This is a genomic window from Streptomyces sp. EDA2-14 (genome assembly GCF_054963755.1).
On the sequence record NZ_JBUEGE010000040.1, the window covers coordinates 1 to 11117 of the forward strand.

Below are 11117 nucleotides of genomic sequence, written 5' to 3' on the forward strand. Positions count from 1 at the left end.
TGTACCGAAGAGGTACAGGATCAGGTCCTGGTCGAGCGTGATGCGGCCGAAGTCCATGGCGACCGTCGTGGTCGTCTTGTCCCCGGTGTGCGTCAGGTCGTCGATCCCGGCGCTCGCCGAGGTCATGACGGCCTCGGTGCGCAGCGGGTTGATCTCGGAGACGGCCCCGACGAACGTGGTCTTGCCGACGCCGAAGCCGCCCGCCACCACGATCTTCGCCGAGGTGGTCGCGCGGGCGGTTCCCACGGAGCCGTCAGAGCTTGCGAAGTCCACTGAGAACCCTTTCGAGCAGAGTCACGTCCGGCGCACCGCCGTTGGCCTCGTCGCCGCCCGGCTGGTGAATGGCGACGAGCCCGGCCTCGGCCAGGTCCGCGACGAGGATCCGGGCCACACCCAGCGGCATCGAGAGCAGTGCCGAGACCTCGGCCACCGACTTCACCTCACGGCACAGGTGGCAGATGCGCTGGTGCTCGGGGAGCAGGGTCATCAGCGCCGCGGGGTCGGCGGTCGTGCTCACCAGCGCTTCGATGGCGAGCTGGTAGCGCGGGCGGGTCCGGCCACCGGTCATCGCGTACGGGCGGACCAGGGGCTGGTCGCCCTCGAAGCCGTACCCGGCGTGGGCGGTGACGCCGTACGGGTCGTGTGAGTCGGTGGGCGGGGTCATGGATCCTCCGGGCGGGACGGCAAGGGTGGGGCCTGCCGTCTGAGGGTGGGCCGGTGGGGAGATTGTGACGGCCGGACGTGGGTGTCGTGCGCTGACTGGATTCCTGGGCTGCCGATGAAGCAGACTGCGGGGGAGCCGGGGTTACCGGCCGTTACGGGCCTCAGTGCAGCAGGCTGCCCTGGAGCTCGGCCCGCAGGTCGGGGGTGAGCACGGAGCCCGCCCGGTCGACCATCAGCGCCATCTCGTAGCCGACGAGGCCGATGTCGCAGTCGGGGTGCGCCAGTACGGCGAGCGACGATCCGTCCGAGATGGACATGATGAAGAGAAAGCCGCGCTCCATCTCCACGACCGTCTGATTCACCGGGCCGCCCTCGAAGATCCGGGACGCGCCGGCCGTGAGCGAGGTGAGTCCCGACGCCACGGCCGCCAGCTGGTCCGCGCGGTCGCGCGGGAACCCCTCCGACATCGCGAGCAGCAGCCCGTCCGCGGACACCACGACCGTGTGCGAGACACCGGGCGTGTTGTCCACGAAGTTCGTGATCAACCAGTTCAGGTTCTGTGCCGCCTGGCTCATTTGGCTCAACTAACGCTCCTGCTGGTGAGTGGGGCGGGGGTGGCTACCGGTACTACCGGCCTGCCGCCCCTGCTGGATGCCCCGACGGAGATTGGTCAGCCGACCGCGCACCTCGTCCGGCGCGCGCGAGACCTGAGGACCGGTCTGAGTCTGCTGCTCCTGGGCCGTGCCCGCCACCAGGTTCGCCCTCGGCACACGGCGCGGGAGACCCGAGACGGTGACGCCGCCCGCGGCGGGCTTGCGCACCCGCTCGGCCTGACGCATCAGGTCGTCGTTGGGGGACTGCCGCCAGTTGACCTCGGACGCGTCCGGGGACGCGGCGGGACGCGAGGGAGAGGGCGCGGGAGCCTGTGCCTGTGCCTGCTGTCGCTGCGGCAGGCCCTGGTCGGGGCGTCCGCCGGGCGACTGCATGCCCTGGTTCCGGTCCTGGCCGTACTGGCCCTGACCCTGCTGGCCCTGGCCGTACTGGCCCTGACCGTGCTGAGCCTGACCGTTCTGGCCCTGACCCTGCTGGCCTTGACCGGTCTGGCCCTGGCCGTGCTGAGCCTGGTTCTGCTGGCCGCCCTGGCTGTTGAACCAGTTCGTCTCCAGCGTGTCGTACAGCGGCGTGCGGCCGTCCCCGCCCGACGCGTCGCCCGGCGGCAGGAAGTCCGCTTGCGAGGGCTGCGCCGGGATGCCCTGGTCCTGAGCGCCGTTGCGCTGAGGCGGCTTCGGGGGCGTGAACTCGAACTGGCCGGTGGCCGAGCGGCCCTGGGGCTGCGCGGGCCGGGCGGCGTCGGGCCGCTCGTTCTGCGGGCGCGGGAAGCCGCCGCTGTCCGCCGGGCTCTGGGGCTGTGCGAAGCGGCCGGTGGCCGACGGGTCGCCCTGGAGCTGGCTGAACTGGGCGGTGTTGGCCGGGTCGTGCGGGGAGCGGTCGAACTGGCCGCTGTCCGCCGGGTCCTGCGAGCGCGGGAACCGACCCGCGTTCGCCTGGTCGTCCCGGGAGCGCGGGAAGCCGCCGCCGTCCGCCGGGCTCTGGGGCTGCGCGAAGCGGCCGGTGGCCGACGGGTCGCCCTGGAGCTGGTCGAACTGGCCGGTGTTCGCCGGGCCGCTCGGAAGCTGGCTGAACTGACCCGTGCTCGCCGGGTCGTTCTGCGCGCGGTCGTACTGACCTGCACCGGACGGGTCCTGGACGCGCGGGAACTGAGCGGTGCCCGGGTCCTGCGGGTGCTGGGACCGGCCGCCGGCCGGCCGACCGCCCTGCGGAAGGTCGAACTGGCCCGTGCCGGACGGGTCCTGACGGTCCGTGGGGCCGCCGTCCCGGAAGCCGTTCGCACCCGCGCCGGCGTTGTCGCCGCCGCGCGGGCCGAAGACGTCGGAGCGGACGAACTGGCCGGAGTCCTGCGCCTGACCGCGGCCACCCTGGCGGGGCGGGCCCTGCCGGTCGTCGCGGACGCGCGGGAAGCGGGCCGTGGAGTCCGGCTCGTCGTGCTGGCGCGGCGCGTCGAGGCTCGGCTGCGCGTTCTCGTCGCTCCAACTCGGCGTACGGGGCTGCGGGTTGCCGCCGGGCAGCTCGGCACGCGGGCCGCCGCGCGGGGGCAGCACCGGGCGCCGGCCCTGCTGCTCGTTCGGGTCGCTGTGGGTGCGCTGCTGCGGCGGAACGGGACCGCCGGGTGCCTGCCCCTTGCCGCCGCCGAACATGTCGGGACCGGAGGGGCCCGTGGGGCCCGAGGGAGCCGAACCGGCCGGGGCCTGCGGGCCACCGCCGCGACCGGGCAGCGCCGCACGCGGACCGCCGTTGCCGGCACCGACCTGCGGCCGACCGCCACCGGGACCACCGGAGCCGGGGCCGCCGGAGCCGCCACCGAGCAGACCGGCGGCGGGGCCACCCGCGTTGCCGGGCGCCTGACCGCGGCGCGCGGCGGCGACACCGGCCGCGGCCTGGGCCGCCGCCGGACCACCGGAACCACCGGGGCCGCCCTTGCCGGAAGGCTTCTTGCCGCCCTGCGCGACATCCACGGGGAGCATGACCAGCGCGGTCGTACCACCGGAGTCGGAGGGGCGGAGCTGGATACGGATGCCGTGGCGCTGCGACAGCCGGCCGACCACGAACAGACCCATGCGGCGGGAGACCGACACGTCCACGGTGGGCGGCGACGCCAGCCGCTCGTTGATCGCGGCGAGGTCCTCGGGGGAGAGGCCGATGCCGGTGTCGTGGATCTCGATCAGCACGCGGCCGTCGGGCAGCGCGTGACCGGTGACCTTGACCTTCGTCTGCGGCGAGGAGAACGAGGTCGCGTTCTCGAGCAGCTCGGCGAGCAGGTGCACGAGGTCGTTGACGACGCGTCCGGCGACCTCGGTCGCGGGCACGGCGGCCAGTTCGATGCGCTCGTACTGCTCCACCTCGGACGCGGCGGCACGCAGCACGTCGACGAGCGGCACGGGCCGCGTCCACCGACGGCCTGGCTCTTCACCGGCGAGGACGAGCAGGTTCTCACCGTTACGACGCATGCGGGTCGCGAGGTGGTCGAGCTTGAACAGCGACGACAGCTGGTCCGGGTCCGCCTCGCGGGACTCCAGCTCGGAGATGAGCGACAGCTGACGCTGGATGAGGCCCTGCGAGCGGCGCGAGAGGTTGGTGAACATCGCGTTGACGTTGCCCCGCAGGAGGGCCTGCTCGGCGGCGAGACGCACGGCCTCGCGGTGCACGTCGTCGAAGGCCGCGGCCACCTTGCCGATCTCGTCGCGCGAGTGCACACCGACCGACTCCACGGACGTGTCGATGTCCTGCGGGTCGGACTCGGACAGCTCCTTGACCAGCTCGGGCAGCCGGTCCTGGGCGACCTTGGTCGCGGTGTCCTGGAGGCGGCGCAGCGAGCGGATCATGGACCGGGCCACGACGAAGGCGCCGACGAGCGAGACGCCGAGCACGAGCAGGATCAGCGCACCGTTGATGATGGCCGAGCGCTCGGAGGCGTTGCGCAGCTCGCGGGCCTGCTGCTCCATCTGGTTGAGCAGCGTCAGCTCGATCTTGGACATTTCCTGGATGCGCGTGGTGTCCGCGTCGATCCAGTCCTTGTACGAGCGCTTGTCCTGGGACTTGATGCCGTCGGTCTTCTGCAGCACGCGGTTCGCGTAGGTGTCCGCGGCCTTGATCGTGGAGTTGTTCTCCTCGATCGGCTTCAGCAGTTCCTGCGCGGGCACGGCGCCGTAGACGGCCTTGAAGGACTGGATCTGCGACTTCTGGTTCTCGGCCGCGGCGAGTCCGTACTGGCGGTCGGTCTCCGAGAGCTTGCCGAACCGGGAGCTGTTGGGCGGCAGGGCGGCCGCGATGATGGCGCGCTGCTCCGAGGCGTACTCCTTGGCGGAGGAGAAGGCCGCCAGGGCGCGCGTGCGCTGGATCATCTCGGGGCTGCTGGTCGCCTGCGCCATGTCCGTGGACAGGGAGAGCAGCTCGTCGATGATGCGGCTGTAGGAGTCGACGGTCTGCGAGGAGTTCGACCTGTCGTTGTACGCCGCCTGCCGGATCTTGCTGAGGTGGATCAGTTCGCTGGCGATCTGCACCGCGTGCTCGCGCACACCGTTGAGGCTGCCGGCCTCGCCGTCGGCCTTGATGTCGGTGGTGCTCTGCAGGAACGTGTCCTGGGCGCGGTCGGTCTTCTCCCGCGTCGACTTGACGTTGAAGTCGCGCGTCGACGAGCCGTTCGACAGCGGGCCCGCGGCCTGGTCGCGCTCCTCCTGGAGCGCCGACGCCAGCTCGGTGGCCTGCTTGGTCATCTCGGTCAGCAGCTTCATGTTGTCGAGCTGCTGGATGTCGTTCAGGGACTCGGCGATGCGCAGCGCGCCCAGCGAGGTCGCGGCGACCACGGGCAGCGCGAGCAGCGAGACGAGGCGCGTCGAGATGCGCCAGTTGCGCAGCGCCATCCGGGAGCCGGGACCCGTGGGGCCCTTGGGCTTCGCCGAAGGCGGCGTGGCCGATCCGGACGCGCCGCTCCTGCCGTCGGCCTCGGAGGTGTCGACGGAGGCGGTGCGCCCCGGGTTCTGGGCGTGCGGGGGCCGGGTGCCGCCGGCTGTCGGGCCGGTCCCGCCGCGCGGCTCCGGCTCCGCCGCAGCGCTGCCATCCCTGTTCTTACGTCCCTGCACTAGCGTCGCAACCTCTGGACCAGGCGCCCCGCCCGCATGCGCGGACAAGACGGTGTCGGCGTCGTTCGGGGGCGAATTCGAGACGCCCCCTGTGGTCGTGAGTGACCGGCGCTGCTTCCCCCTCTCCGCCGCTGCTCGGCGCTGCGTTGCGCCCGTGCGCGCCGGTTCAGTACCTGCGGCGGTCCACGCGATTCCAGCACAGTGCAGGATCTCCAACAAGGCCCGAGGTTCTCGATGCACCCTGTGTGACGCGATGTGTCAGGAGGGTCACGGGCCGTCGAATCATGGACACTCGAACCGGGTCATTACAGGGCTTTCCGTGTACACCCCGGGGGTGCCCCAGACGCCATGATCGGGAGCGGAATAGTGGCTTCAGTGGCGCAATGTCCGTTTCGTGGGCGGTAGTTGGCGGCCCGAAGTGCACCATTTGCGCGGTGTTCAGTGAGCAAACTCACATGCGGTGGATCACAGGTTCCCGGCTTTCAGCGGGAATCAGATGTTTAGCCTGACGCATTACAGGGATGGCCCCCGGGTCCCGGGCCGGCCCCCGACGACTCCCCGCACACTACGGAGAAGGTTCCAGAGCGCTGTCATGAAGACGACGATGATGTTCCAGAACATTGCCAACCCGCGGCGCACGACGCTGGCGCACCTTTCGGACGCGGAAGAGATCCAGGCCGCGCCGGCCGTCCCTGACCACTCGGTGACGCTCCCCACGAACACGGCGAACCCGAAGCGCACGATCCTGATGGTCGCGCCCGAGGCCGCCGCGCAGACCGCTCCGGCGGCGTAACAACCGGGCCGACGGCGACGGCCCCACCGCGTTAGCCTGGGTCGGTCACATCCCAGCCGGGTCAACGCCAGAAAAAAGGGGCGCAGCAAACCGTGCGCATCGCCAGATTCTCCATCGACGGGAACGTCGCCTTCGGCGCGGTCGAGGGCGACAAGCCTGACGAGCTTGTCCTCGACATCATCAAGGGCATCCCGTTCACGGACTTCGAACTGAGCGGCACCAAGGTCCCGCTCAACAAGGTCCGGCTGCTGCCCCCGGTGCTCCCGAACAAGGTGATCGCCTTCGGCCGCAACTACGCGGAACACGCGAAGGAACTGGGCAACGAGGTCCCGGACACCCCCTTCGCCTTCTTCAAGCCCTCCACGTCGGTGATCGGCCCGGACGCCGAGATCCAGTACCCGGGCTTCTCGCAGGAGCTGCACCACGAGGCGGAGCTCGCCGTCGTCATCGGCCGCATGTGCCGCGAGGTCCCGCGCGAGCGCGTCAAGGACGTCGTCTTCGGCTACACGGCCGCCAACGACGTCACCGCCCGCGACGTGCAGAAGCGCGAGAAGCAGTGGGCGAGGGCCAAGGGCTTCGACACGTCCTGCCCGCTGGGCCCCTGGGTCGAGACCGACCTCTCCCTGGAGCAGGCCTCCGACCTCACGATCCAGTGCACGGTCAACGGCCAGCAGCGACAGCTCGGCCGCACCTCGCAGATGATCACGTCCATCGAGGACCTGGTCGTCAACATCTCCGAGGCCATGACGCTGCTCCCGGGCGACGTCATCCTCACGGGCACCCCCGAAGGGGTCGGCCCGCTCGCCGTCGGCGACGAGGTCGCCGTCAGCATCGAAGGCATCGGCACTCTCACCAACAAGGTTGTCAAGCGTGGCTAGCGCACCCGTACGCGTCCGTTTCTGCCCCTCGCCCACCGGTAACCCCCACGTGGGCCTGGTCCGCACCGCCCTGTTCAACTGGGCCTTCGCGCGCCACAACCAGGGCACCCTGGTCTTCCGCATCGAGGACACCGACGCGGCCCGCGACAGCGAGGAGTCGTACAACCAGCTCCTCGACGCGATGCGCTGGCTCGGCTTCGACTGGGACGAGGGCCCCGAGGTCGGCGGCCCGCACGCCCCGTACCGGCAGTCGCAGCGGATGGACCTCTACAAGGACGTCGCCGACAAGCTCGTCGAGGCCGGCCGGGCGTACCCCTGCTACTGCTCCACCGAGGAGCTCGACGAGCGCCGCGAGGCGGCCCGCGCCGCCGGCAAGCCGTCCGGCTACGACGGCCACTGCCGCGACCTGACCGCCGAGCAGAAGGCCGCGTACGAGGCGGAGGGCCGCAAGCCCATCGTCCGCTTCCGGATGCCCGACACGAAGATCACGTTCAACGACCTGGTCCGCGGCGAGATCTCCTACGAGCCGGAGAACGTCCCGGACTACGGCATCGTCCGCGCCAACGGCGCGCCGCTCTACACGCTCGTCAACCCGGTCGACGACGCCCTGATGGAGATCACCCACGTCCTGCGCGGCGAGGACCTGCTCTCCTCCACCCCGCGGCAGATCGCTCTCTACTGGGCGCTGCAGGACCTGGGCATCGCCAAGCTGGTGCCCGAGTTCGGCCACCTGCCGTACGTCATGGGCGAGGGCAACAAGAAGCTGAGCAAGCGCGACCCGCAGAGCTCGCTCAACCTCTACCGTGAGCGCGGCTTCCTCCCCGAGGGCCTGCTCAACTACCTCTCGCTCCTCGGCTGGTCCCTCTCCGCCGACCGCGACATCTTCTCGATCGACGAGATGGTGGCCGCCTTCGACGTCAAGGACGTCCAGCCGAACCCGGCCCGCTTCGACCTCAAGAAGTGCGAGTCGATCAACGGCGACCACATCCGCCTGCTCGACCCGAAGGACTTCGCGGCGCGCTGCGAGCCGTGGCTGAAGGCGCCGGTCGCGCCGTGGGCCCCGGAGGACTTCGACGAGGCGAAGTGGGCGGCGATCGCGCCGCACGCCCAGACCCGCGTCAAGGTCCTGTCCGAGATCACGGACAACGTGGACTTCCTCTTCCTCGCCGAGCCCGTCTTCGACGAGCCCAGCTGGAACAAGGCCATGAAGGAGGGCTCCGACGCCCTCCTGCGCACGGCCCGCGAGAAGCTCGACGCGGCCGACTGGAGCTCGCCCGAGTCCCTCAAGGAGGCCGTCCTGGCCGCCGGCGAGGCCCACGGCCTCAAGCTCGGCAAGGCCCAGGCCCCGGTCCGCGTGGCCGTCACCGGCCGCACGGTCGGCCTGCCCCTCTTCGAGTCCCTGGAGATCCTGGGCAAGGACAAGACCTTCGCCCGCATCGACGCGGCCCTGACCAAGCTCACCGCGTAACCACACGTACCCCCCGAAAGACCCGGAAGCAAACGGCTTCCGGGTCTTTCGCCGTTACCGTCGTCGCATGTCAATTCGAGCCATCGTCTGGGACATCGACACTGTGTTCTTCGGGGGACGACCCCCGAGCCCCCAGCCGGTGGCGGCGTGCGGGTAGGGGCTGTTGTGCGGTCTCGCGGTGGGTTTGTGTGGCCCGTACGGTCGTGGCATGCCTATTCGAGCCATCGTCTGGGACATCGACGACACGATCTTCGACTACGCGACGGCCGATACCACCGGGATGCGGGCCCACCTTGATGCGGAGGGGCTGCTGGCGGGGTTCGGGAGTGTGCAGGAGGCGCTCGTGCGGTGGCGGGCCGCCACGAGGGAGCACTGGGCGCGGTTCGAGGCGGGGGAGTCGGACTGGGAGGGGCAGCGCCGGGACCGTGTGCGCAGCTTCGTGGGGCGCGGCATGGAGGACGCCGAGGCCGACGCCTGGTTCGCCCGGTATCTCACGCACTACGAGGCCGCGTGGAGCCTCTTTCCCGACACCGTCCCGGTCCTCGACGCCCTCGCCGACGGCTACCGGCACGCGGTGCTGTCCAACTCCTCGCTGCACAACCAGGACCGCAAGCTCCGCGTCCTCGGCGTGCGCGACCGCTTCGAGGCCGTGCTGTGCGCAGCCGAACTCGGCGTCGCCAAGCCCGAGGCGGCCGCCTTCCACGCCGTCTGCGAGGAGCTGTCCCTGGAGCCGCACGAGATCGCGTACGTCGGCGACCAGCCGGACACGGACGCCCGCGGAGCCGTCGAGGCGGGGCTCGGCGGGATCTGGCTCGACCGCGCTGAACTGGGCGGCAGGCCCGAACTCGTACGCATCACAGGGCTTGGGCAACTGCCCGCGCTGTTGTCGGCCGATACCCGTTTTGGAGCGCAGTCCACCTTCGGGTAATGTTCTTTCTGCGCCGAGGGGAGCGGGCCGAAAGGCCGGAGCCCGGAAGCGCAAGCCAAGCAAGATCCCTTCGGGGGATTGCGCTTCGGTGGCCTATGGTGTAATTGGCAGCACGACGGTTTCTGGTTCCGTTAGTCTAGGTTCGAGTCCTGGTAGGCCAGCTCGCAGAGCTCATCTGCAACCGTGGATATGGCATCCACAATGCCCCCGTTGTGTAGCGGCCTAGCACGCCGCCCTCTCAAGGCGGTAGCGCCGGTTCGAATCCGGTCGGGGGTACAGATCCTTCCCGCGGGGACGGTATGGGTAGCTCCCACCGACCCTGATGCAGGATCGCTAGGGCCCCCGTTGTGTAGCGGCCTAGCACGCCGCCCTCTCAAGGCGGTAGCGCCGGTTCGAATCCGGTCGGGGGTACGCATTGAGATTCTGGGCCGCAAGGCCTTGAACTTCAGTGGTCTATGGTGTAATTGGCAACACTACGGTTTCTGGTACCGTCATTCTAGGTTCGAGTCCTGGTAGACCAGCCCGGATCTGCAGCTGTGCGGTTTAAGAGCATGCATGATCCACGCCCCCGTTGTGTAGCGGCCTAGCACGCCGCCCTCTCAAGGCGGTAGCGCCGGTTCGAATCCGGTCGGGGGTACGCGCGAACGATCGAGGCCCCTCCCGAATCAGGGAGGGGTCTTTTCGTGTGCGCGTGTACGGGAATTGAGGCCCGGTGCGCACAACTCCGGCCGGTCGCTGCGGCGTTGAAGCGACCGGCCGGGAACGGGCAGGAGTTGAAGAGGGGTTGGGCGCGACCGGCTCAGCCGGTGCGGCGCAGTGCCTCGGAGAGGCGGCCCGCGGCGTCGATGATCGCCTGGGCGTGCATCCGGCCCGGGTGACGCGTCAGGCGCTCGATCGGCCCGGAGACGGAGACCGCGGCCACGACCCGGTTCGAGGGGCCGCGTACGGGCGCAGAGACGGACGCGACGCCCGGCTCGCGCTCGCCGATCGACTGGGCCCAGCCGCGGCGCCGTACGCCCGACAGCGCCGTCGCCGTGAAGCGGGCGCCCTGGAGGCCCCGGTGCAGCCGCTCCGGCTCCTCCCAGGCCATCAGGATCTGCGCGGAGGAGCCCGCCTTCATCGTGAGGGTCGAGCCCACCGGAACCGTGTCCCGCAGCCCGGAGAGCCGCTCCGCCGCGGCGACGCAGATACGCATGTCGCCCTGCCGGCGGTAGAGCTGGGCGCTCTCGCCCGTGACGTCCCGCAGGTGCGTGAGCACCGGTCCGGCCGTCGCGAGGAGGCGGTCCTCGCCGGCCGCCGCCGCGAGTTCCGCGAGGCGCGGGCCGAGAATGAAACGGCCCTGCATGTCGCGCGCCACCATGCGGTGGTGCTCCAGGGCCACCGCGAGGCGGTGAGCTGTGGGTCTTGCCAGTCCGGTGGCCGCGACAAGGCCTGCGAGGGTCGCGGGTCCGGACTCCAGGGCGCCCAGGACAAGGGCTGCCTTGTCCAGAACGCCGACGCCGCTACTGTTGTCCATGCGTCGATACTCCCGTCTCACTCTGTGAAACGCAAGTTCAATTTCCGGTGGAACTTGCCACTCTGTACGTCACACCGGCCCGTGCACGAAAACGGGCTCGGCAGTCGACGTTCGGTACGAGGGGTACGGACGTCGGCGATCCGAAATCTCTAGTAAGGCCGGCGAACCTCAAAC

At 70.3% G+C, this 11117-nt stretch carries 9 protein-coding genes and 5 tRNA genes; 9 read left to right on the plus strand and 5 right to left on the minus strand.

The genetic code is table 11. The features are described from left to right. The 4 genes from ACY34M_RS41655 to ACY34M_RS41670 all read right to left on the minus strand — a co-directional run. The coding region (locus tag ACY34M_RS41655; protein ID WP_462723947.1) for an ATP/GTP-binding protein at positions 1 to 273 on the minus strand (273 nt) is incomplete at its 3' end. Further along, positions 254 to 664 carry a DUF742 domain-containing protein gene (locus ACY34M_RS41660; protein WP_462723946.1) on the minus strand — a complete coding sequence of 137 codons (411 nt, stop codon included), beginning with the start codon at positions 662 to 664 and terminating at the stop codon, positions 254 to 256. The genes ACY34M_RS41655 and ACY34M_RS41660, both read right to left, overlap by 20 nt. Positions 665 to 824: 160 nt before the next feature. Next, a complete protein-coding gene (locus tag ACY34M_RS41665; protein ID WP_306318913.1) occupies positions 825 to 1238 on the minus strand; it encodes a roadblock/LC7 domain-containing protein in 414 nt (137 codons plus the stop codon). A 9-nt stretch (positions 1239 to 1247) separates the two neighbouring features. Next, entirely contained in the window at positions 1248 to 5360 is a 4113-nt protein-coding gene (locus tag ACY34M_RS41670; RefSeq protein ID WP_462723945.1) for a nitrate- and nitrite sensing domain-containing protein, read from the minus strand. A 592-nt stretch (positions 5361 to 5952) separates the two neighbouring features. Between ACY34M_RS41670 and ACY34M_RS41675 the strand changes: the two genes are divergently transcribed. From ACY34M_RS41675 to ACY34M_RS41715, 9 genes are all read left to right on the plus strand, one after another. After that, positions 5953 to 6153, plus strand: coding sequence for a hypothetical protein (locus ACY34M_RS41675; protein ID WP_462723944.1), 201 nt, complete (start codon positions 5953 to 5955; stop codon positions 6151 to 6153). Between the two features lie 92 nt (positions 6154 to 6245). After that, positions 6246 to 7031 carry a fumarylacetoacetate hydrolase family protein gene (locus ACY34M_RS41680; protein ID WP_462723943.1) on the plus strand — a complete coding sequence of 262 codons (786 nt, stop codon included), beginning with the start codon at positions 6246 to 6248 and terminating at the stop codon, positions 7029 to 7031. Continuing rightward, a complete protein-coding gene (gene gltX, locus ACY34M_RS41685; RefSeq protein WP_462723942.1) occupies positions 7015 to 8499 on the plus strand; it encodes a glutamate--tRNA ligase in 1485 nt (494 codons plus the stop codon). Before ACY34M_RS41680 ends, gltX begins: the two co-directional genes overlap by 17 nt. Positions 8500 to 8707: 208 nt before the next feature. Then, complete coding sequence (locus ACY34M_RS41690) at positions 8708 to 9427, plus strand: HAD family hydrolase (protein WP_462723941.1); 720 nt, start codon at positions 8708 to 8710, stop codon at positions 9425 to 9427. A gap of 89 nt (positions 9428 to 9516) precedes the next feature. Further along, positions 9517 to 9588 (plus strand) — tRNA-Gln (locus ACY34M_RS41695). A gap of 42 nt (positions 9589 to 9630) precedes the next feature. Further along, positions 9631 to 9703: transfer RNA gene (locus tag ACY34M_RS41700), tRNA-Glu, on the plus strand. Positions 9704 to 9765: 62 nt separating this feature from the next. Continuing rightward, positions 9766 to 9838, plus strand: a tRNA-Glu gene (locus ACY34M_RS41705). A gap of 38 nt (positions 9839 to 9876) precedes the next feature. Next, a tRNA-Gln gene (locus ACY34M_RS41710) sits at positions 9877 to 9948 on the plus strand. Between the two features lie 43 nt (positions 9949 to 9991). Continuing rightward, positions 9992 to 10064: transfer RNA gene (locus ACY34M_RS41715), tRNA-Glu, on the plus strand. A 162-nt stretch (positions 10065 to 10226) separates the two neighbouring features. Here ACY34M_RS41715 and ndgR read toward each other — a convergent pair. Next, a complete protein-coding gene (gene ndgR / locus ACY34M_RS41720; protein WP_156721319.1) occupies positions 10227 to 10943 on the minus strand; it encodes an IclR family transcriptional regulator NdgR in 717 nt (238 codons plus the stop codon). Between the last annotated feature and the right edge of the window lie 174 nt (positions 10944 to 11117).